This is a genomic window from Streptococcus pseudopneumoniae, from assembly GCF_001068775.1.
Classification (GTDB): Bacteria; Bacillota; Bacilli; order Lactobacillales; family Streptococcaceae; genus Streptococcus; species Streptococcus pseudopneumoniae_N.
Genome location: NZ_JWAJ01000124.1, coordinates 26,745 through 52,231 on the forward strand (window position 1 = coordinate 26,745; position 25,487 = coordinate 52,231).

A 25,487-nucleotide genomic window follows, 5' to 3' on the forward strand; every position below is an offset into this window, starting at 1 on the left:
AAATGAGTCCACGGACTGGAAGACCTAAGAGTGAAAATCCTAAATCTCGTCAATTTAGAATGAGATTGACTGAGGAAGAGTTCAGTAATCTTGAACAGGTTGCTAAACAAAAAAGCATGACCAAAACTGAAGTAGTCATGCGTGGGATTGAACTTGTTAAGTCTGAGATAACAAAATAACGTACGACCTGCTCCCGCCAAGAATAGGGTCATACGTTATCACCACAGAAGTGTTTCTGCATGAAATATTATATCATGCTGAGACGCTCTTTTCAAGGTACACGAAGGAGTGTTTTTATTATGGCAAAAATTGAATTAACAGAAGAACAATTGACTCATCTAGGCTACGAGCTTGCAGATATTCGAAGAACGGTTGAAATGGCAACCAATATGACAGAAACCTTGGCTTGGGTTCAACTTAAGGACGAGACAGCTTTTAAAGAGATGTCTAAAAAGTTCTTTGATACTTTTAATGAACAATTCGGTTTACTTCATTCAACACTAGATGAAATTGCTTTTATTTTGATGAACTCAACAGATAAAGCAGAAATCTTAGGAAGTAAAATTTTTAACTAGGAGCATAAAAATGGAACTACAAATTTTTAAAAATGAACAATTCGGAGAAGTAAGAACGACAGAAGTTAATCAAGAAATTTATTTCAACTTAAAAGATTGTTGTCAGATTTTGGATATAAAAAACAGTAAAGATGTAGTAAAAAGGCTAAATTCAAAGGGGGTAGTTACTACCGACCTCCTTACAAATGGAGGAGTCCAACAAGCCAACTTCATCAACGAAGCGAATTTCTATAAACTTGTTTTTCAATCTCGCAAACCAGAAGCAGAGAAATTTGCTGATTGGGTCACTAGCGAAGTGCTGCCCTCTATTCGTAAGCATGGGTTGTATGCGACGGATCAGTTGCTAAACGATCCAGACTTAGCTATCGCAGCCTTTCAAGCATTGAAAGAGGAACGAGCTAAAAAACAAGCGTTGGAAGCGCAGATGGAAGCTGACAAGCCAAAAGTTCTCTTTGCTAATGCGGTGTCAGCTAGTCAGACATCTATTTTGATTGGTGACTTTGCTAAGTTGCTCCGTCAGAATGGTCTGGAAATTGGTCAGAATCGTTTGTTTATTTGGCTACGTGAAAATGGATTTCTAATTAACCGAAAAGGAGACTCTTGGAATATGCCAACTCAGCGTAGTATGGATAGGGGATTGTTTGAAATTAAAGAACGAACACACCATGAACCTAATGGAACAATTCGTATCAGTAAAACTACAAAAATTACTGGAAAAGGTCAAGTCTATTTCATGGAAAAACTATTAGCAGAAGTAGCATAATATAAGCACTCGAAAGGGTGCTTTTATTGTGCTTTAGTTTAGGAGGTGATCCGATATCTCCCAGCGATAGGGTTATCATGCGGTACGATTGAAAGGAGCAGTGGATGGCGAGGAAGAAACTTGGCAATCAGAATCCTTCTCAATCGGTGATTTTAAAATACGTCAAGAAAAATTCAAAAGCTAAAGAAGCGATTGAACTTTACGAGCGGACTGGTCTTTCTTGCTATGCTTGGCAAAAGAATCTTTTGCTGCCTATGATGGCTGTTGACAAGAACGATCTTTGGGTGCATCAGAAGTTTGGTTACTCTATTCCTCGACGAAACGGAAAATCTGAAATCCTTTATATTCTTGAAATTTGGGGTTTGCATAAGGGATTGAATATCCTGCACACGGCTCACCGAATTTCTACATCTCATTCCTCTTTCGAGAAGGTGAAACGATACCTTGAGAAAATGGGGTATGTGGATGGTGAGGATTTTAATTCCATTCGGGCGAAGGGGCAGGAGCGTATTGAACTTTATTCAACAGGTGGTGTTATCCAATTCCGTACTAGGACATCAAATGGTGGTCTTGGTGAAGGTTTTGATATGCTAATCATTGACGAGGCTCAAGAGTACACGACTGAGCAAGAATCTGCTTTGAAGTACACGGTTACGGATAGTGAAAATCCTATCACAATCATGTGTGGAACACCTCCGACACCTGTTTCAAGTGGTACGGTCTTTACTAAGTATCGTGAGACTTGTCTTTTCGGGAAAGGGAAGTATTCAGGGTGGGCTGAGTGGTCAGTTTCTGATGAAAAGGAAATCGATGATGTGGAAGCTTGGTATAATTCTAATCCGTCTATGGGATACCACTTAAATGAGCGGAAGATTGAGGCAGAGCTTGGTGAGGATAAGCTAGACCATAATATCCAACGTTTGGGATTTTGGCCAACTTACAACCAGAAATCTGCTATTTCTGAAACTGAGTGGAACGAGCTCAAGGTGGATGATATTCCAGCATTATCTGGCAAGCTGTCTGTTGGCATTAAGTACGGTCAAGATGGAACGAACGTGGCATTGAGCATTGCTGCACGTACCAAGGATGGCCGTTTCTTTATCGAAACAGTCGATTGTCAATCCGTTCGTAATGGTAATGAGTGGATGGTTGCCTTTTTGCGTCAAGCTGACGTGGCTCAAATTGTCATCGATGGCGCAAGTGGTCAAAAGATCCTGGATGAAGAGTTGAAGGACTATAGAATCAAGAACGTGATTCTACCGACGGTGAAAGAAATCATCGTGGCCAACGCTCTTTGGGAGCAGGGAATTTACCAGAAAACCATCTGTCACGCTGGTCAACCATCGCTATCAAAAGTAGCTACTAACTGCGATAAGCGGAATATTGGCTCAAATGGTGGTTTTGGTTATCGATCGCACTTTGACGATATGGATATTTCTTTGATGGATAGTGCTTTGCTTGCGCACTGGGCTTGTGCTACGACCAAGCCTAAGAAAAAGCAAAAAATCAGTTATTAAAATAAGCGGTCTTGTGACTGCTTTTTTTGATGCCAAAAATTACCGAACTGCCGGGGAAGCAGGAGAAAGGAGACATGAGAATGTCAGAATTTAAACCAATCACTACACAAGAAGAATTTGATGCTGCTATTAAGGAGCGTTTATCTCGTGAGAAAGCGAAGTATAGCGACTATGACCAGCTCAAATCTCGAGTTACAGAATTGGAAACAGAAAATGTTGGCTTGAAGTCAACAATCGAAGCTACTAATCAAAGTAAGTCAGATGCTGACAAGCAACTTGAAGTTTTGCAGAATCAAATCGCTGGTTATGAGACAGCTAGTCTGCGAACTCGAGTAGCTTTGCAACATGGACTGCCTTATGACCTTGCAGATCGTTTGCATGGAAATGATGAAGAAAGCTTCAAAGCTGATGCGGAGCGCTTGGCATCTTTCGTAAAACCTACTGAACATTTCGCACCAATGCGAAATCTAGAGCCTGCTCTAGAAAAAACTGAAAATACATCTTATAAAAACCTAGTACAAGGTTTAGTTTTTGAAGATTAAAGGAGTAATAATATATGACAGATCAACTATCAAGAGGAACATTATTTGATCCAATGCTTGTGACAGACCTTATCAACAAAGTTAAGGGTCACAGCTCACTGGCTAAATTGTCTAATCAACAAGCGATTCCTTTCAATGGATTGAAAGAATTTACGTTCTCGTTAGATGCTGATGTAGATATCGTTGCAGAAAACGGGAAGAAAACGCATGGTGGTGCAAGTCTAGAACCTGTAACTATTGTGCCTATTAAAATCGAGTATGGCGCTCGTGTATCTGATGAGTTCATTTTTGCATCAGAAGAGGCTAAAATCGATATTTTGAAGTCATTCAATGAAGGGTTTGCTAATAAAGTAGCTCGTGGTATTGATATCATGGCCTTCCATGGCGTAAATCCACGTACTAAACAAGAATCCGCTGTTATTGGGGATAACTGTTTTGACAAGGCGGTCACTCAGACAGTGAACTTTACAACAAGCGATCCAGATACTAATGTCGAAGATGCAGTTAAAATGATTCAAGGAGCTGATAATATCGTTAGCGGTATGGCTATTGATACTACATTTGCAAGTGCACTAGCTAGCATGAAGAACTCAGCTAATGAGCGCCTATACCCTGAATTGGCATGGGGAGCAAATCCAGGGGCTATTAATGGTCTACCTGTAGATGTGAATACTACAGTTGGTCTTAATGTTGGAACCAATAAGGATGTTGCTATTGTTGGTGACTTTGCTAACATGGTTAAATGGGGATATGCTAAGCAGATTCCACTCGAAGTTATTCGATATGGTGATCCAGACAATTCTGGGAAAGACTTGAAAGGTTATAACCAAGTCTATCTTCGTGCAGAAATCTATCTCGGTTGGGGAATTTTGGACAAAAACAGCTTTGCTCGTGTTGTGAAAGCGGGGTAGTATATGGAATACATTAATGTAAAAACAGGGACTACTATCGTTACTGAAAATGCAATTAGTGGAGGCGATTGGGTTCCAATTGCAGAATACAAACCTTTGGACTCATTAACTAACGCAGCGTTGAAAGAAATCCTTGATGAAAAAGGTATTACTTATGATAACCGCGCCACAAAACCTGAATTGATTTCGATAATCGAACAAGCTGACACTGAAGTCCAGTAGTCGCTTGACTGGAGGTAGAAATGGAAAACTTTGCAACAGTAGAAGATTTGAAAAAATTGTGGCGGGCGTTGAAATTCGATGAGGAAAAACGAGCCGAAGCGCTGTTGGAAGTTGTTTCTCATTCTCTTCGCGTTGAAGCTAAAAAAGTTGGCAAAGATATAGATGGATTGGTTACTACTGATCCATCTTTTGCCATAGTGGTCAAATCGGTTACAGTCGATGTGGTAGCTCGTACCTTGATGACCTCAACTGAGCAGGAGCCGATGACTCAATTTGCTGAGAGCGCTTTGGGTTATTCAGTGAGTGGTTCTTATCTAGTACCTGGTGGCGGCCTCTTCATCAAGGACTCTGAATTGAAACGTCTGGGTCTAAAAAAACAAAGATATGGGGTGATTGATATCTATGGGACGGATTAAAGGAATTACTGTGACTTTGATTGGGAAAACCAAGAATGGTCGGGATGACTTTGGGCATCCAATCTATGAGAATACCGAAGTTCAAGTAGATAACGTCCTGGTTGTTCCAGCTTCGACAGAAGATGTCACTAATCAACTCAATCTGACTGGAAAGAAGGTCTCTTATACACTAGGCATTCCAAAAGGCGATCAGAACGAGTGGAAAGACCGTGAAGTTCGTTTCTTTGGGCGCAAATGGCGCACGATTGGTATTCCTTTGGAAGGAATTGAAGCCATGATGCCTTTAGACTGGAACAAGAAAGTGATGGTTGAAGCGTATGAGTAATACAAAAGTCAAGCTTATCGGTTCGGGTGTAGGAGCTCTTTTGAAATCAAAAGAGATTCAGGACATTCTGAACAAAGAAGCGACAGTCATTAAAAAAAGATGTGGCCCTGGTTACGAACAAGATAGCCACGTTGGTAAGACAAGGGCCAATGCTATGATTTATCCAGCTACGCGAAAAGCGAAAAGGGATAATTTGAAAAATAACACTTTGTTGAAGGCGGTGCATTAGATGATTGAAATTATTATCAAGAAATATCTTGACGGTCATTTAGATGTACCGTCATTTTTTGAGCATGAAGCTGAAGCTCCAGCCAGTTTTGTCATTATTCAAAAAACTGGAGGTAAGGAGCGAAATCATTCTGGTAGTGCGACCTTTGCTTTTCAAAGCTATGGTCCTACTATGCAGAAGGCTGCAGAGCTTAATGTGAAAGTGAAAAAAGCTGTAAAAGAGTTGATTGAATTAGATTCAATCTGTGGTGTCCACTTAAACAGCGATTACAACTTTACGGACACTGAAACGAAACAATATCGATATCAAGCCGTATTTGATATTAATTATTTTTAAAAAGGAGAAATTAAATGGGAAAAGAAGCAAATGTAACGACTGCAAAACCTAAAATCGGAGGTGCGGTTTATTCTGCACCTCTTGGAACAGCACTGCCGACAGACGCAACAACAAAATTAGATGAGGCGTTTGAAGCACTAGGTTATATTTCAGATGACGGTATGACCAATAGCAACTCCCCTGAGTCAGAGAATATTAAAGCATGGGGCGGTGTCATTGTAAGTTCAGTTCAAAAGGAAAAAACAGACACATTCAAATATATGCTTATTGAGGCATTGAATCTACATGTTTTGAAGGAAGTGTATGGACCAGATAATGTATCTGGGGACTTGTCATCAGGAATTACAATTAAGGCAAATTCAAAAGAATTGCCACATCATTGCCTTGTAATCGAAACGGTTCTAAAAGGTGGTGTACTTAAACGTATTGTTATCCCTTCAGGAAAGGTAACTGCCATCGATGAAATTACTTATAACGATGGAAGTGTTCTCGGATATGGTACGACAGTCACTGCCTTCCCTAACGCTGCTGACGACACACACTATGAATACATCAAAGGAGCTTAATCATGTCAAGACGAAATCATAAGAAAAAAAATAACGGAGCAACCCCACAGATTAAAACAATTCGTGGTGTTACTTCGACTGGATTTGCTTTTGAAATTACAAAAGAGCGCTTGGAAAACTATGAGTTACTTGAAGCCATCGCTGAAGTAGATACAAATCCGGCAGTTTTACCCAAAGTGGTCAAACTCATGCTTGGTAACAAATCGGAAGATTTGAAAAATCATGTGCGAACTGCGGATGGAATTGTTCCTTTGGACAAGATTGGGAATGAAATTCGGGAAATCTTTACAAGTAAGAACCAGTTAAAAAAATAGCACTCCTTGCTAGAATGATTCAAACAGACGAAGATGCTCTTATCTGTGATTTAGCTGAAACCTATGGAATTTTTGACTACAGACAGTTACCTGCTGACCAGGTAGCTGTCTTTGCTTTTGGTCTGAGAGATGATTCACGGATCAAACTAGCAATGACCAATATCAAGGTTCCTTTTGAAACCTTTTTGCTTGCGGGCGTACTAGATAGACTTTCTGCTCTTGTTTGGTTTAAAACAACAGACGGTCAGAAAGGAATCAACAAACCATTAATGGTTGCAGAGGAGCTGACAGGTAAAACTAAAGCTAAAGAAAGTAAGGAGATGATCTTTGATTCTGGTGAGGACTTTGAAGAATATCGTCAGCAAATTCTAGAAAAGATAGGAGGTGAGGATTAGTGGCGACAGAAATAGCACAAGCTTATGTACAATTGATACCATCAGCCAGAGGTATTACTGGTAAAATCCAATCAATCCTCGATCCTGAAGCGAGTTCAGCAGGGCAAAGCGCTGGACAGTCATTGGGTTCTAGTCTTGTTAGCGTTATGACGAAAGTTATTGCAGCGGCAGGAATTGGCAAGGCCTTTTCGGCAGCTATCAGTGAAGGAGCAGCGCTTCAGCAATCACTTGGAGGTATCGAAACTCTATTCAAAGGTTCTGCTGACAAGGTGAAGGGGTATGCTAACGAAGCCTACAAGACCACAGGTTTGTCAGCTAATGCCTATATGGAAAATGTGACAGGCTTCTCAGCTAGCCTCTTGCAATCTCTTGGTGGTGACACTAATAAAGCTGCTGAAACAGCAAACATGGCCATGATTGATATGTCAGATAATGCGAACAAGATGGGTACATCTATGGAGAGCATTCAGATGGCTTATCAAGGATTTGCTAAGCAGAACTACACCATGCTTGACAATTTGAAGCTTGGTTACGGTGGTACAAAGCAAGAAATGCAACGGCTCTTAGCTGATGCAGAGAAACTGACGGGTGTTAAGTACGACATTAACAATCTTTCGGATGTTTATAATGCTATCCATGCTATCCAAGAAAATCTCGACATCACTGGTACAACTGCCAAAGAGGCAGCATCTACTTTTAGTGGTTCTTTTGAATCCATGAAAGCAGCTGCTCAGAATGTGCTAGGGAAGATAGCAATTGGTGAAAATGTAACACCAGCCTTGCAGTCATTATTAGAAACAACGAAAACATTTTTATTCGGAAATTTCTTACCCATGATAGGGAACATCTTATCAGGGCTAGGTGTTGTTTTAACACACGGACTCAGTGATATTGCTTCTCAACTTTTCGGAGATGCTTTTGGTAGTGCTGTTTTTGATCAAGTTGCACATGTGACAGGAATTTTCGAAACCTTCTTTGATATGATCTTTGGGTCTATGGATAAAGAGGGGAATTTTGAAATATTAGATGCACTTGGTTTTAGCGAAGATGCAGCGAACCAAATTATCAACATAGCAGACAATATTCGAGTTACTTTTGAGAACATTGGTTCTGCAATCGGTGATGTATTAGGCATTATTGGGGGTTTCGTTGGTGATCTTTTAGGGATCAAAGATGGAGAGCAGGGAGTGAATCTGCTAGGCATTGCCTTTGAAAGTATCACAGGTTTTATCAGGGACGCCTCTGAAAGTCTTAGTAAATTTACCTCTTGGTTAAAAGATTCACCTCTTGCATTAGATGCCTTAAAATCGGCTGTTGTTGGTATTACGAGTGCATGGGCAGGATATAAAGCTGTCTTAGCGGTAATAAAAGGAATTGAAACAATCAGGAATGCAACTCTAGCTATTACGAATGGCTTAATGCTAGCTCAGTTCGTAAGAACCGGTGCACTCACTACCGCAGAGGCGGCGAATGCGGCTGCAACCATGGGAGCAAGTGGAGCGTTTGGTATCTTTAATGCAGTTTTATCTGCAAATCCGATTGGCCTAATCGTAACGGCAGTCGCAGCATTGACTGCTGGACTGGTATGGTTCTTCACACAAACAGAAACTGGTCAGCAAATTTGGTCATCTTTTGTGGATTGGATCAAGCAGGCTTGGCAGGGGATTGCTGATTTCTTTGTCGGTCTTTGGTCTGGTATCTCTGAGGGTGCTAGCACATTGTGGGATGGAGTTGTTACAGCTTGGACTGCTTACATCGAATCTTTGAAAGCGATGTGGACTGCTGTTGTAACATTCTTTTCTGACTTGTGGATAAGTATTCAAGAGGCTGCGTCTGTGGCATGGACAGCTATCACAACGGTAGTAATGGCTATTGTTCAACCGTTCATTGACGGATTCATGAATGTTTGGAATAACATTTCAGACGGTCTTACTCAAATTTGGGAAGGGATTAAGATGATTTTTCAAGGCGCTTGGGAGTTCATCAAATCCATTTTCTTGGGCGCTATTCTAATCATTATTGACCTTGTAACAGGGAACTTTAATCAGCTAGGAGCTGATCTTTCTCTAATTTGGGAAGGTATTCAAAATGGCATTTCCATGATTTGGGAAGGTATCAAAACATACTTCTCTGGAGTTGTAGATACTATTGTTGGTTATGGTATTGCTGTTTTTGAAAACTTTTCTGCTGTTCTTAGTGCGATTTGGGAGTTTATCAAGTCGGCTGCTTCAGCGACTTGGGAATGGTTAAAATCTACTGTAACAAGTCTGATCACAGGTTTGGTGCAGGGAGCTCAAAATATCTGGGATGGCTTTATGAACTTCCTATCAAGTTTGTGGGAAGACATCAAGTCAACGGCAAGCAATGCTTGGAGTTCTCTAGCATCTAGTGTTTTAAGCATTATCAATGGTCTTGTATCTGGAGCACAGAACGCATGGAACACTATGTCTAATGCTGTGTCTAGTCTTGTAAGCAATGTCACTGGTTTTTTCAATCAATTGTGGAATATTGATTTGTATAGTGCAGGACAAGCAATCTTGCAAGGTTTCTTGAATGGTTTGCAGTCTATGTGGTCCTCTGTTACCGACTTTGTTGGTGGAATCGCGGATTGGATTCGTGATCACAAAGGTCCTATCGAATATGACCGTAAACTCTTGATTCCTGCTGGTACTGCAATCATGAAGGGGTTAGATCAAGGATTGCAAGACCAATTTAAGGATGTCAAGCAAACGGTCGGAGGCATGGCTGATGAGATTGCGGATGTATTTTCAGGAGACGGTCTGGACCTGAATTCCTCTGCCTCAGTTACTAAAAGTCTTGAGGCTCAGTTGGCTATGCCATCAACTCAATTTGAAGCGCATGAAAATAGAACCGTGTCTGAGATAGCGATTCTGAGAGCAAGTATGGAAAGAATCCTTACTGCTATCCTTGAGAAATCGTCAGATGTCTATCTAGACAATGACATTATCTCGCTCAAAACCTACGAACAACATGGTGCTATTTATGCGAGGGGAGGAATTTAATGGATTATATGATCATCAACGGTTTTAATACATCAAGCCTTCCTGGTTGTGATGTGACAGATTTTGGGAAGGTGGAGGCTGCTAAGCCGAAGGGAGAGAAGGCTGACCTTTATGGAGTCAATGGCAGTTATCGTGTATTAGACGGTTCTTTCGACAGTTACGAAAGGACCTTCATTCTATACGTTAAAAAAATGGTTGAGATTTCAAGTATTCTTGATAAGTTTCAATCGAATGATAACGTTTTGGAATTTAGCTATCAGCTTGGCTCATTGTTTTATGCTAACTTTGTGACTGCTAGTTTTGAACCTTTTGGGAATCATGCTTGGAAGTTAGAAATTAAGTTAGAAATGCAACCATTCAGATATCAGAAGAGCGTAGAACCTGTGGTTCTGACTGCATCTGGTACAATCAATAATCTTGGAACAATCTATTCAGAGCCTATCATCGAAATCGAGGGGGATGGTGATATCTCTCTTACGATTGGTCGTAAGACCATGTATCTTACGATTAAGACCAAGGCTACAATCGATTGTAGACAAGGAAAGCAGAACATCTACAACGCTACTGGTGCGGTTCAGAACACACTTCGGAAGCGTGGAGGGTTCTTAGAAATCCCGACTGGTAAGATTGGTGTTTCGTTTACTGGAACCGTCCGTAAGATTACTTTTCGACCAAATTGGAGGTATAAGATTTGATTTATTTAACAAATGGGAATATGCCTCTGAATGCTGCATACGCTGATGAAATTGTTCAAGAGGATAATAGCACCTACCAATTGAGTTTTCGATTCCCAACTTCTGATCCCTTGTGGGAGAAGTTGAAGGAGGAGACATTCCTAACTGCTGATGATCTTCACGGCGAGCAGGATTTTGTCATCTTCGAGGTTGAGAAGAAGCATGGTTATATTCAAGTCTATGCGAACCAGGTGTTCACCCTCTTGAATAACTATGTGGTCAATCCAATCTCTTTGGATAGGCAGACTGGTTCGACTGCCTTGAGTCGCTTCGCTGGAAGCATCACTCGTGACAATCCGTTCTCGTTCTTCTCGGATATTGAAGATAGGCACACCTTCAATATTGGCTCTAAGAATGCCATGGAAGCATTCGCGAAAGACAAGCATTCCATCCTTGGTCAATGGGGTGGTGACCTTGTGCGTCATGGATATCAAGTTAGACTTTTAAAAAATGGCGGTTCAGAAAATGAATCGCTTTTTATGTACAAAAAGAACCTGTCTAGCTATCAGCACAAGACCTCTACCAAGTCTTTGAAGACTCGAATTACTTTCACTACGACTGTCAAAGGTGATGAAGAGAAAGCACCTGATCGTACATTTACGGTCACAATTGATAGTCTACTCATTAACAAGTATAGTCAAATCTATGAAGATGTGATTGAGGTTAATGACCAGGATGTGAAGGATGAAGCAAGCCTTCGTAAGTATGGTGAGCAGTATTATCGAACCTCACTTTGTGACATGATGGAAGATAGCCTTGAGATTGAGGTTGTCGGCCAGAGTGACGTGCCTGTTCAGATGTTCGATATTGTTAGTCTTTTTCATGAGGTCTACAACCTTGATGTGCGTAAGAAGATTACCAAGTACACTTACTCACCAATGGCCAAGAAATTGAAATCAATTGGCTTCGGTCAGTTCCAGTCAGGTCTTGCGAATGCGATTGGTAACGCAGTGAGTGATGCTGTCAAGGACGAAACTCAACAACTTCAAGGTAATTTTGAACGGCAGTTAGCAAGAGAACTCAAGAATGCTAACCTTGCTTTTGACAGACAGAAAGAAGAGTTGGTCAATCAATTTACTGATGGCCTGAATTCTACCAAAGCAAGAGCTGAAGAAGTCAAGCAAGAACTCTCTGACACTATCAATCAGTGTTTCGACAGCTTTGAAAATGGTCCTTTACAAGATGCTAAACGTAGGGCTATAGAAGCCTTACAAAACGCTGGCGCAAGTAGTCTGCTTGCTCAGGAAGCGAAGCGAATTGGTCTGGATTCAATCGCTAAACTTGAAGAGTTTAAGACACAGGCTACGAGCGCTCAGATGACTTTGTCAAGTGATTTGGATGATTTAGCAAATGAAGTTCTATCGAAGCAAGAACAAATAAAAGATGAAGTTGATGAACAAGTTGAAGCACTAATACAGACAAAAAAAGAACTAGCTGGCGTGAAGTCAGCGCAAGCGACGTATGAAGAAACGACGACTCGCAGACTGTCAGAACTGACCAACTTGGCCGGTGGTAAGGCCAGCAAGTCAGAACTCATACAGACAGCCGAGGAGCTAGCTAGTAAGATAGCGAGTGTGCAGGCATCCGGTCGAAATCTATTCTTGAATTCACTATTCAAGCAGAATATTTCAAAAACAGGGATTTGGACTACGAGTACTTACGAGGCCGCTATTGATAGCACAGATAAGTATTTAGGTCATAATGCCTTAAAAATCGTTGGTCAGAATCCATCTGGTCGGGACGGAGGTAATCCTAAGATTACTTATCCAGCTCTGGGTCAATTTGGAAAAGTAATTTTTGGAAGTACGACTAATCAAGATGTAACCATTAGTTTTTATGCCAAGGCGAATAAAAACGGAATAATGCTGAGATCTCGATTAGGCAACATTTGGTACAAAACCGGAAATGTAACATTGTCGACAGAAATTAAACGATATGTTATCCATATTCCCAAAAGTTGGACAAACGAATCCAAGCAGACCACAAATGAATGGTTGTTCGATTTTAACCAAGAAGGAACCGTTTGGATTTGGATGCCGAAGTTTGAAATAAGCGATGTAGATACTTCTTATTCAGAAGCTCCTGAAGATATTGACGGTCGGATTTCAACTGTCGAATCGACCTTCAAACAGCGTGCTGATGCACTTGATGCTGGTGTAAATCGTCTGACCGAAGGGCTTAGAACTAAAGCGGATATCAGCTCACTCAACGTGACTGCTGAGAACATCAGGCAGTCCGTGAAGAGTTTGGAAACAAGCACGCAGAACAAGCTGGACAAGAAATTGAGCATGGCTGAATTTGAGGTGCGGGCATCTGGTATTAGACAAGAGATTGTCAATGCAACCAAAGACAAGGCAGACAAGACCTTAGTTGTGGCTGAAGCTGGGAAATTGCGTGAAGAATTTTCAAAAATGAAGGTCGGTAGTCGCAACTATGCTGAAGACTACGACTTTTCAAGAGGACTTTGGCACTATAGTCAAGGAGATAACAGTCCACAAGATTGGACTATCTCAAACGGCGAATACAACGTCAAAGGTACGACTAACACTTGGAAGCAGATGCAAATCAATTCGAAAGAAGGTAGTCGTTCTTCTTGGAAGAGTTCAACAGCTCTTCTAGACTTGGAACTTGGCGAAACCTACACACTTTCGTTTCAAGGGATTTGCTACTCTGGCTCTTCAAGTGTTTGGCTATCATTAAGGGCCAACCGTACAGTTTCCGGTAATCCTGAAATTATACCTGGCACTTTCAACCTCACATCTAGCTGGCAGACTTATCAAGTCACTATCCCAGCATTGACCAAGCCTGATAATTTTGACTTCTGGCGAATTATTCTTGGTTATGACGGAATTGGCCATGTGGCATTTCGCAAGGTTGAATTGACCAGAAGCTCAACTCGTATAGATGCAGGTCCTGCTCCTGAAGATGGCAAGACGGATCTTGTCGTTGCTAAGTCTGAATTTCAGAAAACTGCTGAAGGCTTGCGAACTGACTTGTCAGCTATTCAGGAATATGTCAATAAAGACGGTCAGCGACAGGAAGCTTTACAGCGTTATACCCGTGAGGAAAGTGCAAAACAAGCGACGGCTGTACGTGAGCTAGTTGCGAAGGACTATGTAGGCAAAGCGGTTTATCAAGAAGATGTGAAGGGTATCAATCAGAAGATTGAAGCTGTTGAAACTAGTGCGAATAAAGAAATCGCTAGTCAAATCGCAAGTTATCGTCAATCTGTAGATGGTAAGTTCACGGATATTTCCAGTCAAGTTACGACTTATAAACAAGATGTGAGTGGCCAAATCAGTGGTCTATCAAATAGACTTACAAGCAGTGAGCAAGGAACCACTACTCAGATTTCAAATCTTTCAAATCGGATAAACAGTAACAAGCAAGGTGCAGATAATCAGATTTCAAATTTAAAGACTCAGGTCGCTACAAATAAGGATAATGCTGAACGACAAATGGGTAGAATATCTGATCAGGTCTCTGCTAACAAAGCGAATGCTGATAGGCAATTTTCGAATGTGACCAATCAGCTAGCGCGAAAAGTAGAGACTACTGACTTCCAGCGTGTTAAAGAAACCAGTCAGCTTTATGAGCGGATTTTAGGCAATACTGAAAACGGGATTGCGGATAAGGTTGCTCGCATGGCTATGACCAGCCAGCTGTTCCAGGTTGAAGTATCTAAGAATGAAGGCCTGAAAACCGTTCAAAGACAACTTGCTGACTCATGGTCGGTTCAAAACATCAACAGTGCAGGTGATTTGATTTCAGGAATCAATTTTGGAGCCAATGGTCATAATCGACTTGACGGTAAACTGACTCACATCACGGGTGAAACCTTGATTGATAAAGCGGTTATCAAGTCTGCCATGATTGATAAGCTGAAGACAGCCAATTTTGAAGCTGGTTCGGTGACTACTGTAGTTTTGGATGCTGAAGCTGTTACTGCGGAAAAAGTGAAATTCGATGATGCGTTTATCAAGAGAATTACCGCGAAGGATGCGTTGATTGAAGGCATTATAAGCAAGCAAGCATTTATCAATCACCTTAACAGCATCACCATTGACGCTGATAGAATTACGGGTGGGAATTTAAGTGCTACGAATGGAGCGATGAAAATTGACTTAAACAAAGGTCAGTACGAAGTCTATACAGAAAAAGCAGCTATGAGACGTGTTGTAGCAGGTTATCCGAATCAATTTATAAAATTTGACACCGGTATTCAAGAAGTAGCAGGTAATAGAGAAACAAAATCTGGAGTTACTGTTATAGGCTCTAATTCAGATGGGACGGAAAATGGTAATAATCAAACTTTTGCAGGAATACAGATTTGGAACAATCCTCAACAAAGAAACGTGAATTCCATAGGAGATTATTTGAGAGTATCAAATAAAGGCTTCGGAGAAAATGAAAAAGGCTGGATAATTCAGACAAGTGATACACCTACAATCGGGCCTATTGTTGATAAAGACAAACCTGAAACAGGAAAACGTTCAGCGATTTTATCTGGTGATTTTTATTTTATTAATAAATGGGGCCAAAAAGTTTCTCTCTTAGGGATCCTTGAAAGATTTATCGTCAATTTTAATACTCTTAGAGATAAAAGAGGAATCTTATATACAGATTTCTCTGAATTAAATTAATAATGCAAGGAGGCAGAAATGGTTACAGAGCAAATTAATCAAGCACTACGAATGACAATCAATGAATTGTCAACTGCATCAACGAATACTATGATTGAAAATAATTTTTCTATTGTTCAGTTGAACGATCAAAAGATTGCGAATCAGGAGTTGATGCAAGAAAACAACAACATCAAAGAACGAATCAATGAATTTGAAGCTGTTTTAGAATATGATCCAGCGCTTAAAGAATTATTTGAAGAGACACAAGCAAAAATGAAAGGAACTAACTAATGAATTACGAAGTAGCAATTAAACCATATCTTAAAGGCGCAGAAAATGTGACAGTTGTCGCAATCAAGATGGAAAACAACGGACGCTATTCTTACGAGCAAGTAGAATTGCACGGCGACCATACGCAGGATAATGAAGCAACCTTGATTCAAGAAGTGCTGGATCATATCCGTACAGAACTTGACCCAACTAATGCCATCGTCAAAACACAGGTGCAGCTTGAACAGGCTAATCAGAAGATTGCTCAGAATGAAAGCAAGCAGAATCGACTCTCTGCGCTTGCAAATAAAATCGACAAAGTAGTACGAGTCATGGCTCAAGATTCCATTATGGGTGAGAAAATCGCCTATGGAACAACCTACAAGGAACTTGTTGAACTCTTCCCATTCGCTGAAGAAGGTAAGGCCTATCAACCAGGTGATATGTTTGTGATTGAAGATCCTGAACATGTCGAATTGAACGGCGAGGGCAAGCGTGTCTTGATTCAGACAAATCAGGCTTTCACTTACAAAGGCGAATCTCTCAAACAACTTGAAGGCGGACCATCTCAAAATGGCCTTCTTGCAATCTGGAAGTGGGATGGCCAAAAGAATGGAAGTGATCTTGAAACTACTCGAGTTCCTGCACAGTAGATTGGAAGTGGTCTGATTGGAATTACTAGCATTTTTGGATAAATTGAGTCCGATTCTAATCGTAATCATTCCTAGCTATTTCTCCTTCAAAAGCACGCAGAATACAAAAGAAACTGACAAGCAAATCAGTCTCTTATCTGACAAAATTAGTGCTATTGAAAAAACAGTCTCAAATGTTGAGAACATTGGCAAAGATAATAGTAAAGGCTTGAGTATCATTGGAAAAGGTCTTCAAAGATTACAACGTTTTCGATTGCAAGAAAACCTAAAAAAAGCCATTAGACGAGGCAATACCAATCAGCATGAGATTGAGGAATTGTCTCGTCTTTACGAAAGCTATGTCGAGCTTGGTGGAAATGGAGCCATCAAGGTACTGTATGAAAAATTTCTAGAATTGGAAATTGTGGAGGAAAATATAAATGCAACAAATCAATGAAATTATCGCAAACGGAGCCATCAGCATTTTAATCATTTTGATTGGGATTGTGGTTAAAGCAGTCAAAGATTACCTCATTAAAAAAGGTGGGGAGAAAACCATCAAAATTGTTGAGAGCTTGGCCAAAAATGCGGTCAATGCCGTAGAGCAAGTAGCTTCAGAAACTGGCTTTAAAGGCGAGGAAAAACTGGAACAGGCACGAACTAAAATCCGTGCAGAATTGTCAAAATACAACATCAGCATGACTGACCGTGACCTTGATACCTTCGTTGAGTCAGCGGTCAAACAAATTAACGAAGAGTGGAAAGGGGAGTAAGGATGGATATTGATACAAGCAGATTAAGAACTAACTTACCTCAGGTCGGTGTACAACCTTATCGTCAAGTGCATGCACACTCAACAGGAAATCGAAACTCAACCGCACAAAATGAAGCTGACTACCATTATCGTAAAGACCCTGAACTAGGGTTCTTTTCACATGTTGTCGGAAACGGCCGTGTCATGCAAGTAGGGCCTGTAAATAACGGATCTTGGGACGTTGGTGGCGGTTGGAATGCTGAGAGTTACGCAGCAGTCGAATTGATCGAAAGTCACGGAAGTAAAGAAGAGTTCATGCGTGACTACAAGCTCTATATTGAACTTCTGCGGAATCTTGCGGACGAAGCAGGCATTCCGAGAACGCTGGACTCTGACAGCCTAGCAGGAATCAAGACGCATCAATATTGCACGAATAACCAACCAAACAACCACTCAGACCATGTGGATCCATACCCTTACTTGGCAAAATGGGGCATTATCCGTGAGCAATTCAAGAAAGATATTGAAGGTGGTCTATCTGAAGCTGGCTGGAAACGTAATGAAACCGGCTGGTGGTGGGAGGAGTCGGATGGTTCTTATCCGAAAGACCGTTGGAAGAAAGTTAACAATGAATGGTTCTACTTTGATAATCGCGGCTATTGCCTAATCAATCGATGGTTCAATGATGGGAAGGATTGGTTCTATCTTGACAAACGTGGCGCAATGGTTACAGGCTGGATGTACATCGGTAATTACTGGTATTATTTCAAGGCAGACGGTCGTATGGCTAAAGGCTGGGTGAAATACCGAGAAACCTGGTACTATCTTGATGAAAAAGATGGCGACATGAAATCAAATCAATTCATCAAATCAGGCAACGGTTGGTACTATCTCAAACCAGACGGCAGCATGGCAGACAAACCAGAATTTACAGTTGAGCCTGATGGGCTCATCACGACAAAATAAAACAGAAAGAATAAAAAATTATTACACTAGACCGCAGGCTCACGCTTGCGGTTTTTTTGATACCCAAAATGATACCCATAATTATTGACTATGTAATTTTACGGTAATTTTTACGAATGTAACTTGTTGATTTTTCAAGGTTTTGAAGGATATTGCATAATAGTTTTCTTTTATTGCAACAACAAGTTTCTGTTTACCCAATCGCAAAATAAAAAGGTCCAGTGAACCTTTTTATCCCGAGCCTTGAAATGTAAAGGCTAGGAAGCTAGAAGTAGCATTAAATAAGGCTTTCCGAGTTTTCGGAGAGCCTATTTTTTTATCCAAAAAGAATATAAGAAATTCAAACCCTGTTCATTCGTATTTTATATATAAAACAAAGTATGAAAGCGCATCTCAATTTTAAGACTTTTTGGTAAATTAAGAGTATAATCAAAGTGTGTTACCTTTTTATAAGATAACAGGCTAATATAATAAAGTTTAGCTTGCATATTTTTAAAATTTTATTTCAAGGAGGAATCATGGAAAAGTACTTTGGTGAAAAACAACAGCGTTTTTCATTTAGAAAATTATCAGTAGGACTTGTCTCTGCAACGATTTCAAGTTTATTTTTTATGTCTGTATTAGGTATCTCATCTGTAGAGGCTCAAGAGACTAAAGGTGTTCACTATAAATATGTGACAGAGTCAGAGCTATCATCAGAAGAAAAGAAGCAGCTTGTCTATGACATTCCTACATACATGGAGAATGATGATGAGACTTATTATCTTGTTTATAAATTAAATTCCCAAAATCAACTGGGAGACTTACCAAATACTGGAAGTAAGAATGATATGCAAACCCTAGTTACTGGTGCTAGCTTAGCGGCTCTGGGGATTTTAATTTTTGCCGTCTCCAAGAAAAAGGTTAAGAATAAAACAGTATTACATTTAGCATTGGTTGCAGGGATAGGAAATGGTGTCTTAGTTTCAGCTCATGCTTTAGAAAATAATCTTTTGATAAATTACAATACTGACTATGAACTGACCTTTGGAGAAAAATTACCTCTTCCTAAAGATATTTCAGGTTACAGATATGTTGGATATATCAAAGAGGGAAACATAACTTCTGAGTCTAAAGTAAATAATCAAGAAAAATCAGCAGCCACTCCTACAAAACAACAAAATGTGGATTATAGTGTTACACCAAATTTTGTCGAGAATCCATCAACAGTACAAGCTATGCAGGAACAAACATCTGTTTCTTCAACTAAGCCGACAGAAGTTCAAGTAGTTGAAAAACCTCTCTCTGCAGAATTAACCAATCCAAGAAAAGAAGAGAAACGATCTTCAAATTCTCAATCACAATTAGCAGAACATAAGGATGTACAAGCTGGAACTCTGGTAACCGACAAGGGTGAGCCTGCGATCCAGCCAGAGTTACCAGAAGCGGTAGTCAGTAACAAAGGCACACCAGAAGTCCAATCAGAGTTGCCAGAAGCGGTTGTAGCTGACAAAGGTGAACCAGCAGTCCAATCAGAGTTGCCAGGAGCTGTAGTTAGCGCCAAAGGCGAGCCGGAAGTTCAACCTGAATTGCCAGAAGCAGTTATAACAGACAAAGGTAAACCAGCAGTCCAATCAGAGTTGCCAGAAGCTGTAGTCAGTGACAAAGGTGAGCCTGCGATCCAGCCAGAGTTACCAGAAGCAGTTGTAACCGATAAAGGTGAGCCTACAGTCCAACCCGCCTTGCCAGAGGCTGTTGTAAGTGATAAAGGCGTATCGGAAGTTCAACCTGCGTTACCAGAAGCAGTCGTGACTGATAAGGGTGAGCCTGAAGTTCAACCTGAATTGCCAGAAGCGGTTGTAACCGATAAAGGTGAGCCTGAAGTTCAACCTGAATTGCCAGAAGCGGTTGTAACCGATAAAGGTGAACCTACAGTCCAACCCGCCTTACCAGAAGCTGTTGTTACTGACAAAGGTGAACCTGCAGTCCAACCTGAATTGTCAGAAGCAGTTGTTACCGATAAAGGCGAACCTGCAGTCCAACCCGCCTTACCAGAAGCTGTTGTAACTGACAAAGGTGAACCTGCAGTCCAATCAGAGTTGCCAGAGGCTATAGTCAGTGACAAAGGTGAGCCTGAAGTTCAACCTGAATTGCCAGAAGCAGTTGTTACTGATAAAGGCGAACCTGCAGTCCAACCTGAATTGCCAGAAGCAGTTGTTACTGATAAAGGCGAACCTGCAGTCCAACCCGCCTTACCAGAAGCTGTTGTAACTGACAAAGGTGAACCTGCAGTCCAATCAGAGTTACCAGAGGCTGTCGTAACCGACAAAGGCGAACCAGAGGTTCACCCAGCGTTGCCAGAAGCTGTTGTAACTGACAAAGGTGAGCCTGAACAGGTAGCCCCACTTCCAGAATACACTGGTGATATTGATCAAGTAAAGCCAGATATTCCGACTGAAAAAACGAAAGAGCAGGATCCAGAAAAAACACTCGAATTAAGAAATGTTTCGGATATTGAGTTGTACAGCCAGACGAATGGGACTTATAAACAACATATCTCATTGGATGGAATTCCAAAGAATACGGATAATTACTTTGTCAAGGTAAAATCTTCGGCATTTAAAGATGTCTATCTGCCAGTCTCCTCAATAACTGAAGAGGAAAGAAATGGTCAGCCAGTTTACAAAATTACAGCTAAGGCTGAGAAACTCCAGCAAGAGCAGAACAATAAATATGTCGACCATTTCACCTTCTACCTCGATAAGAAGTCTAAAGAGGAAAAGACAAACTTTACTTCCTTTAGTAATCTGGTCAAAGCTATAAACCAAAATCCCTCTGGAACCTATCATTTAGCGGCCAGCCTGAATGCTAACGAAGTGGAGCTTGGTCCTGATGAAAGATCCTATATCAAGGGCACCTTTACTGGTCAGTTGATTGGTGAAAAAGATGGTAAGAAGTATGCTATCTATAACTTGAAAAAACCTCTGTTTGAAAACTTGAGTGGTGCTACAGTAGAAAAACTGAGCCTAAAAAATGTTACTATTTCAGGGAAAAATGATATTGCTTCACTGGCAAATGAAGCTCAGAATAACACAAAGATTAAACAAGTTCATATCGATGGTGTTCTGGCTGGAGAACGTGGTATCGGTGGATTGCTTGCTAAGGCAGACCAATCAAGCATCACAGAGAGTAGTTTCAAGGGAAGAATTGTCAATACCTATGAAACAACTGCTGCCTATAATATCGGTGGTCTGGTCGGTCATTTGACAGGAAACAAAGCTTCACTGACTAAATCAAAAGCGACAGTAGCCATTTCATCCAACACCAATAGTTCAGATCAGACTGTTGGTGGGCTAGCAGGTCTAGTAGACCAAGATGCGCATATACAGAACAGTTATGCGGAAGGTGATATCAACAATGTCAAGCACTTTGGTAGAGTTGCGGGTGTGGCTGGATATTTGTGGGATCGAAAGACGAATGAGGAACAGCATGCTGGAAGCTTGACCAATGTTCTCAGTGATGTCCATGTAACCAACGGAAATGCTATTACCGGTTACCACTACAATGGAATGAAGGTGAAGGACACATTCAGCAGCAAGGCGAACAGAGTATACAATGTAACCTTAGTTAGGGATGAAGTCGTCAGCAAAGAATCCTTTGAAGAAAGAGGAACAATGCTAGATGCTTCTGAAGTGACTAATAAAAAAGCAGAAATCAATCCTCTCACTCCTCCAACAGTGGAGCCCCTTTCAACAAGTGGTAGTAAAGAAAGTGATTTTTCTAAGGTGAAGCATTATCAAGCTAACCGTGCTTTGGTTTATAAGAACATTGAAAAATTGTTACCTTTCTATAACAAGGCGACCATCGTGAAATACGGAAACCTGGTCAAGGAGAACAGTCTCTTATATCAAAAAGAACTCTTGTCCGCAGTTATGATGAAGGATGACCAAGTAATCACAGATATTGTTTCTAACAAACAGACTGCAAATAAACTCTTGCTTCACTATCAGGACCATTCATCTGAGAAGCTTGATCTCAAGTACCAGACTGATTTTGCCAAGCTAGCAGAATATAGTTTAGGGGATACAGGACTCCTCTACACTCCAAATCAATTCTTGTATGACCAAGACTCTATCATTAAGCAAGTCGTACCTGACTTACAAAAGGTTGACTATAAGTCGGATGCTATCAGAAAGACACTCGGAATTTCTCCAGATGTCAAGCAAACTGAGCTCTATCTGGAAGACCAGTTCGCCAAAACAAAACAAGATTTGGCAAACAGTTTGAAAAAACTCTTGTCAGCAGATGCTGGACTTGCTGGTGACAACTCAGTTACCAGAGGCTATCTTGTAGATAAAATCAAGAACAATAAGGAAGCCTTACTACTCGGTTTAACTTATTTAGAACGTTGGTATAACTTTAGCTATGGTCAAGTGAATGTCAAAGACCTAGTTATGTATCATCCGGACTTCTTTGGTAAAGGAAATACTTCACCACTAGATACTCTGATTGAGTTAGGTAAATCTGGCTTTAACAATCTTCTTGCTAAAAACAATGTCGATACTTATGCTATCAGTCTTGCCAGCCATCATGGAACGACAGATTTGTTTAGCACGTTGGAAAATTACCGAAAAGTCTTTCTACCAGACAAAAGCAATAATGACTGGTTTAAATCACAGACCAAGGCTTACATTGTCGAAGAAAAATCCAATATCGAAGAGGTGAAAACGAAGCAAGGACTAGTTGGTACCAAGTATTCTATTGGTGTTTATGATCGCATTAGTAGTGCCACATGGAAATACCGCAATATGGTCTTGCCGCTCCTAACCTTGCCAGAGAAATCAGTCTTTGTCATCTCGACCATGTCTAGTCTAGGATTTGGAGCTTATGATCGTTACCGCAATAGTGAGCACAAAGCAGGCAAGAATCTCAATGATTTTGTTGAAGAAAACGCGCGTGAGACAGCCAAACGTCAACGAGATCACTATGATTATTGGTATCGCATTTTAGATAAAGAAGGACGTGAAAAACTCTATCGTACAATTCTACTTTATGATGCCTATAAGTTTGGAGATGATACAACATCTGGAAAAGCCACAGTTGAGGCTAAGTTTGATAGTACCAATCCGGCGATGAAGAATTTCTTTGGTCCAGTGGGGAATAAAGTAGTTCACAATCATCATGGTGCTTATGCAACTGGAGATGGCGTTTACTATATGTCCTATCGTATGTTAGATAAGGATGGAGCTATCACCTATACCCATGAGATGACACATGATTCAGATCAGGATATTTACCTTGGTGGCTATGGTCGAAGAAGTGGCTTAGGACCAGAGTTCTTCGCAAAAGGCTTATTGCAAGCTCCTGACCAACCAAGTGATGCAACCATTACCATAAACTCTATCTTGAAACATAAAACATCAGATAGTACAGAAGGTCAGCGATTGCAAGTGCTTGATCCAACTACAAGATTTAATAATGCAGCAGATCTTCAGAACTACGTCCACAATATGTTTGATGTCGTTTACATGTTGGAATATCTCGAAGGGCAATCTATCGTGAAACAGTTAGATGCTTATCAGAAAATGACGGCCCTGAGAAAAATCGAGAATAAATACGTGAAAGATCCTGCAGATGGAAATGAGGTTTACGCTACTAACGTAGTACAAAATCTGACAGAAGAAGATGCCAAAAAATTGACTACCTTTGATAGTTTAATTAAAAATAATATCTTGTCAGCTCGTGAATATAAGTCTGGGGAATATGAAAGAAACGGTTACTATACGATTAAACTCTTTGCCCCAATCTATTCGGCTCTGAGCAGTAAGGGAACTCCGGGTGATTTGATGGGACGTAGGATAGCTTATGAACTTCTGGCTGCCAAAGGCTTTAAGGATGGAATGGTACCTTATATCTCAAACCAATACGAAGAAGTTGCCAAACAAAACGGTAAAACCATCAATCTCTATGGTAAAGAACGAGGATTGGTGACAGATGATCTTGTTTTGGAAAAGGTATTTGAAGGGAAGTATTCTTCTTGGGCGGATTTCAAGAAAGCTATGTACCAAGAACGGGTGGATCAGTTTAGAAACTTGAAAAAGGTTACCTTCAACGATCCAACTAAATCTTGGGCAAGTTTTGCAAGAAAGACGATTCATAGTGTAGAAGAACTGCAGCGATTAATGGACGAAGCTGTCCGTAAGGATGCAGATGAGAATCGTTATTCTTGGGACAACTATAATCCAGAATATGATAGTGCAGTTCATAAGTTAAAGAGAGCAGTGTTTAAGGCCTATCTAAATCAAACTGATGATTTTAGAAGTTCAATTTTTAAGAATAAAAAATAGTGTTTACTATTAGGAAATAAAATTAAAGAAGGTGATTACGATTGTCATTATTTAAAAAAGAACGGTTTTCAATCCGAAAAATCTGTGGGATTGTTGGTTCAGTTTTACTCGGAAGTATCTTGGTTGCACCGTCAGTCATTCATGCTTCTACCTATCATTACATTGAAAAAAGCGCTCTGACAAAGGAAGAACTAAGCAAGATTCAAGCAGGAATTCCTACTGATAATGAAGCAACTTATGCTCTTATTTATCAGCAGGAAGCTCTTCCTGCGACAGGTTCATCGACTTCTGTGCTTACAGCTTTAGGTCTATTAGCTATTGGTAGTTTAGTTCTTTTGGTTCATAAAAAGAAAAAAGTTAGTAGTTTGTTCTTAGTTACTACTGTCGGACTGATTAGTCTTTCTAGTATGCAAGCTCTCGATATAAGCAATCCTTTGAAAGCTCCAAGTAATGAAGGAGTAGTTCAAATTGCTGGATATCGTTATATTGGATACTTACCACTTAATGATGAAGCAATTTCAGAAATTCAACATAAAGATGAGGGGACAAAAAATGTCCCATTATCTGAAATTCAAAGTATCCCTAATGAAGCGCCTAAAGCAGAAAAACCAGAACATACAGCACCAGTTGGTGGTAATCTGGTTGAGCCCGAAGTTCATGAAAAACCAGGATACACTCAACCTGTGGGGATGGTTCCTGACGAAGCACCTAAAGCAGACAAACCAGAATATACTAAACCAGTTGGCACAGTGCCTGACGAAGCACCTAAAGCTGAGAAACCAGAATACACTAAACCAGTGGGTACAGTGCCTGACGAAGCACCTAAATCAGAGAAACCAGAGTACACTGCACCAGTAGGCACAGTCCCAGACGATGCTCCTAAGTATGAGAAGCCTGACTATACGCAACCAATAGGTACAAACCTTGTAGAACCTGAAGTTCAACCAGCGTTGCCGGAAGCTATTGTGACTGACAAAGGCGAGCCGGAAGTTCAACCGGCATTACCCGAAGCTGTTGTGACTGACAAAGGCGAACCGGAAGTTCAA

At 40.6% G+C, this 25,487-nt stretch carries 24 protein-coding genes; all 24 read left to right on the forward strand.

What is annotated here, in order from left to right; genetic code table 11:
• Positions 1-2 precede the first annotated feature (2 nt).
• The gene (locus ADF68_RS11255) at positions 3-179 is read left to right on the forward strand and encodes a hypothetical protein (protein WP_172924868.1); all 177 of its coding nucleotides are present in this window, start codon (positions 3-5) and stop codon (positions 177-179) included.
• Between the two features lie 120 nt (positions 180-299).
• Entirely contained in the window at positions 300-575 is a 276-nt protein-coding gene (locus tag ADF68_RS07215; RefSeq protein ID WP_049549226.1) for a hypothetical protein, read from the forward strand.
• Positions 576-585: 10 nt separating this feature from the next.
• On the forward strand, positions 586-1,338 hold the full coding sequence (locus ADF68_RS07220; protein ID WP_049549227.1) for a phage antirepressor: 753 nt from the start codon (positions 586-588) through the stop codon (positions 1,336-1,338).
• 104 nt (positions 1,339-1,442) lie between these two features.
• The gene (locus tag ADF68_RS07225) at positions 1,443-2,855 is read left to right on the forward strand and encodes a terminase (protein ID WP_049549228.1); all 1,413 of its coding nucleotides are present in this window, start codon (positions 1,443-1,445) and stop codon (positions 2,853-2,855) included.
• Between the two features lie 80 nt (positions 2,856-2,935).
• On the forward strand, positions 2,936-3,397 hold the full coding sequence (locus ADF68_RS07230; RefSeq protein ID WP_049549229.1) for a capsid assembly scaffolding protein Gp46 family protein: 462 nt from the start codon (positions 2,936-2,938) through the stop codon (positions 3,395-3,397).
• Positions 3,398-3,411: 14 nt separating this feature from the next.
• Positions 3,412-4,308, forward strand: a complete 897-nt coding sequence (locus tag ADF68_RS07235; protein ID WP_049549230.1) for a phage major capsid protein — start codon at positions 3,412-3,414, stop codon at positions 4,306-4,308.
• A 3-nt stretch (positions 4,309-4,311) separates the two neighbouring features.
• The gene (locus ADF68_RS07240) at positions 4,312-4,530 is read left to right on the forward strand and encodes a HeH/LEM domain-containing protein (RefSeq protein WP_049549231.1); all 219 of its coding nucleotides are present in this window, start codon (positions 4,312-4,314) and stop codon (positions 4,528-4,530) included.
• A 20-nt stretch (positions 4,531-4,550) separates the two neighbouring features.
• Positions 4,551-4,946, forward strand: a complete 396-nt coding sequence (locus tag ADF68_RS07245) for a phage Gp19/Gp15/Gp42 family protein (RefSeq protein ID WP_049549232.1) — start codon at positions 4,551-4,553, stop codon at positions 4,944-4,946.
• Complete coding sequence (locus tag ADF68_RS07250; RefSeq protein ID WP_049549233.1) at positions 4,933-5,271, forward strand: hypothetical protein; 339 nt, start codon at positions 4,933-4,935, stop codon at positions 5,269-5,271. Before ADF68_RS07245 ends, ADF68_RS07250 begins: the two co-directional genes overlap by 14 nt.
• A complete protein-coding gene (locus tag ADF68_RS07255; protein WP_049549234.1) occupies positions 5,264-5,500 on the forward strand; it encodes a hypothetical protein in 237 nt (78 codons plus the stop codon). The genes ADF68_RS07250 and ADF68_RS07255 overlap by 8 nt, the downstream gene beginning before the upstream one ends.
• Positions 5,501-5,836, forward strand: coding sequence for a hypothetical protein (locus tag ADF68_RS07260; RefSeq protein WP_049549235.1), 336 nt, complete (start codon positions 5,501-5,503; stop codon positions 5,834-5,836).
• A gap of 14 nt (positions 5,837-5,850) precedes the next feature.
• On the forward strand, positions 5,851-6,402 hold the full coding sequence (locus ADF68_RS07265; RefSeq protein WP_049549236.1) for a hypothetical protein: 552 nt from the start codon (positions 5,851-5,853) through the stop codon (positions 6,400-6,402).
• A gap of 2 nt (positions 6,403-6,404) precedes the next feature.
• The gene (locus ADF68_RS07270) at positions 6,405-6,716 is read left to right on the forward strand and encodes a hypothetical protein (RefSeq protein WP_065426694.1); all 312 of its coding nucleotides are present in this window, start codon (positions 6,405-6,407) and stop codon (positions 6,714-6,716) included.
• A 14-nt stretch (positions 6,717-6,730) separates the two neighbouring features.
• On the forward strand, positions 6,731-7,111 hold the full coding sequence (locus ADF68_RS07275) for a DUF5361 domain-containing protein (RefSeq protein ID WP_049549237.1): 381 nt from the start codon (positions 6,731-6,733) through the stop codon (positions 7,109-7,111).
• Positions 7,111-10,134 carry a phage tail protein gene (locus ADF68_RS07280; RefSeq protein ID WP_049549238.1) on the forward strand — a complete coding sequence of 1,008 codons (3,024 nt, stop codon included), beginning with the start codon at positions 7,111-7,113 and terminating at the stop codon, positions 10,132-10,134. The genes ADF68_RS07275 and ADF68_RS07280 overlap by 1 nt, the downstream gene beginning before the upstream one ends.
• Positions 10,134-10,829, forward strand: a complete 696-nt coding sequence (locus ADF68_RS07285) for an adenylosuccinate synthetase (RefSeq protein WP_049549239.1) — start codon at positions 10,134-10,136, stop codon at positions 10,827-10,829. Before ADF68_RS07280 ends, ADF68_RS07285 begins: the two co-directional genes overlap by 1 nt.
• A complete protein-coding gene (locus ADF68_RS11260) occupies positions 10,826-15,511 on the forward strand; it encodes a phage tail spike protein (protein ID WP_053090651.1) in 4,686 nt (1,561 codons plus the stop codon). Before ADF68_RS07285 ends, ADF68_RS11260 begins: the two co-directional genes overlap by 4 nt.
• Positions 15,512-15,529: 18 nt before the next feature.
• On the forward strand, positions 15,530-15,784 hold the full coding sequence (locus tag ADF68_RS07295) for a hypothetical protein (protein WP_065426695.1): 255 nt from the start codon (positions 15,530-15,532) through the stop codon (positions 15,782-15,784).
• Positions 15,784-16,416: a hypothetical protein gene (locus tag ADF68_RS07300; RefSeq protein WP_049549240.1), complete on the forward strand. Its 633-nt coding sequence runs from the start codon at positions 15,784-15,786 to the stop codon at positions 16,414-16,416. The genes ADF68_RS07295 and ADF68_RS07300 overlap by 1 nt, the downstream gene beginning before the upstream one ends.
• 16 nt (positions 16,417-16,432) lie before the next feature.
• Entirely contained in the window at positions 16,433-16,852 is a 420-nt protein-coding gene (locus ADF68_RS07305; protein ID WP_049549241.1) for a hypothetical protein, read from the forward strand.
• Entirely contained in the window at positions 16,836-17,168 is a 333-nt protein-coding gene (locus ADF68_RS07310) for a phage holin (protein WP_049549242.1), read from the forward strand. The genes ADF68_RS07305 and ADF68_RS07310 overlap by 17 nt, the downstream gene beginning before the upstream one ends.
• A gap of 2 nt (positions 17,169-17,170) precedes the next feature.
• Positions 17,171-18,115, forward strand: coding sequence for an N-acetylmuramoyl-L-alanine amidase family protein (locus ADF68_RS07315; protein WP_049549243.1), 945 nt, complete (start codon positions 17,171-17,173; stop codon positions 18,113-18,115).
• A 518-nt stretch (positions 18,116-18,633) separates the two neighbouring features.
• The gene (locus ADF68_RS07320; protein WP_049549244.1) at positions 18,634-24,441 is read left to right on the forward strand and encodes a ZmpA/ZmpB/ZmpC family metallo-endopeptidase; all 5,808 of its coding nucleotides are present in this window, start codon (positions 18,634-18,636) and stop codon (positions 24,439-24,441) included.
• Between the two features lie 41 nt (positions 24,442-24,482).
• Positions 24,483-25,487 (forward strand): SIALI-17 repeat-containing surface protein (locus ADF68_RS07325; RefSeq protein ID WP_049549245.1); only part of this gene is annotated, 1,005 nt, incomplete at its 3' end.

What these genes read in the sequence shown, in the direction of transcription:
- ADF68_RS07220 (WP_049549227.1), top strand. Translation starts at nt 586, where the DNA reads ATGGAACTACAAATTTTTAAAAATGAACAATTCGGAGAAGTAAGAACG.
- ADF68_RS07240 (WP_049549231.1), top strand. Translation starts at nt 4,312, where the DNA reads ATGGAATACATTAATGTAAAAACAGGGACTACTATCGTTACTGAAAAT.
- ADF68_RS07275 (WP_049549237.1), top strand. Translation starts at nt 6,731, where the DNA reads ATGATTCAAACAGACGAAGATGCTCTTATCTGTGATTTAGCTGAAACC.
- ADF68_RS07235 (WP_049549230.1), top strand. Translation starts at nt 3,412, where the DNA reads ATGACAGATCAACTATCAAGAGGAACATTATTTGATCCAATGCTTGTG.
- ADF68_RS07225 (WP_049549228.1), top strand. Translation starts at nt 1,443, where the DNA reads ATGGCGAGGAAGAAACTTGGCAATCAGAATCCTTCTCAATCGGTGATT.
- ADF68_RS07250 (WP_049549233.1), top strand. Translation starts at nt 4,933, where the DNA reads ATGGGACGGATTAAAGGAATTACTGTGACTTTGATTGGGAAAACCAAG.
- ADF68_RS07215 (WP_049549226.1), top strand. Translation starts at nt 300, where the DNA reads ATGGCAAAAATTGAATTAACAGAAGAACAATTGACTCATCTAGGCTAC.
- ADF68_RS07245 (WP_049549232.1), top strand. Translation starts at nt 4,551, where the DNA reads ATGGAAAACTTTGCAACAGTAGAAGATTTGAAAAAATTGTGGCGGGCG.
- ADF68_RS07270 (WP_065426694.1), top strand. Translation starts at nt 6,405, where the DNA reads ATGTCAAGACGAAATCATAAGAAAAAAAATAACGGAGCAACCCCACAG.
- ADF68_RS07295 (WP_065426695.1), top strand. Translation starts at nt 15,530, where the DNA reads ATGGTTACAGAGCAAATTAATCAAGCACTACGAATGACAATCAATGAA.
- ADF68_RS07310 (WP_049549242.1), top strand. Translation starts at nt 16,836, where the DNA reads ATGCAACAAATCAATGAAATTATCGCAAACGGAGCCATCAGCATTTTA.
- ADF68_RS07320 (WP_049549244.1), top strand. Translation starts at nt 18,634, where the DNA reads ATGGAAAAGTACTTTGGTGAAAAACAACAGCGTTTTTCATTTAGAAAA.
- ADF68_RS07285 (WP_049549239.1), top strand. Translation starts at nt 10,134, where the DNA reads ATGGATTATATGATCATCAACGGTTTTAATACATCAAGCCTTCCTGGT.
- ADF68_RS07230 (WP_049549229.1), top strand. Translation starts at nt 2,936, where the DNA reads ATGTCAGAATTTAAACCAATCACTACACAAGAAGAATTTGATGCTGCT.
- ADF68_RS07300 (WP_049549240.1), top strand. Translation starts at nt 15,784, where the DNA reads ATGAATTACGAAGTAGCAATTAAACCATATCTTAAAGGCGCAGAAAAT.
- ADF68_RS07315 (WP_049549243.1), top strand. Translation starts at nt 17,171, where the DNA reads ATGGATATTGATACAAGCAGATTAAGAACTAACTTACCTCAGGTCGGT.
- ADF68_RS07265 (WP_049549236.1), top strand. Translation starts at nt 5,851, where the DNA reads ATGGGAAAAGAAGCAAATGTAACGACTGCAAAACCTAAAATCGGAGGT.
- ADF68_RS07260 (WP_049549235.1), top strand. Translation starts at nt 5,501, where the DNA reads ATGATTGAAATTATTATCAAGAAATATCTTGACGGTCATTTAGATGTA.
- ADF68_RS07255 (WP_049549234.1), top strand. Translation starts at nt 5,264, where the DNA reads ATGAGTAATACAAAAGTCAAGCTTATCGGTTCGGGTGTAGGAGCTCTT.
- ADF68_RS11255 (WP_172924868.1), top strand. Translation starts at nt 3, where the DNA reads ATGAGTCCACGGACTGGAAGACCTAAGAGTGAAAATCCTAAATCTCGT.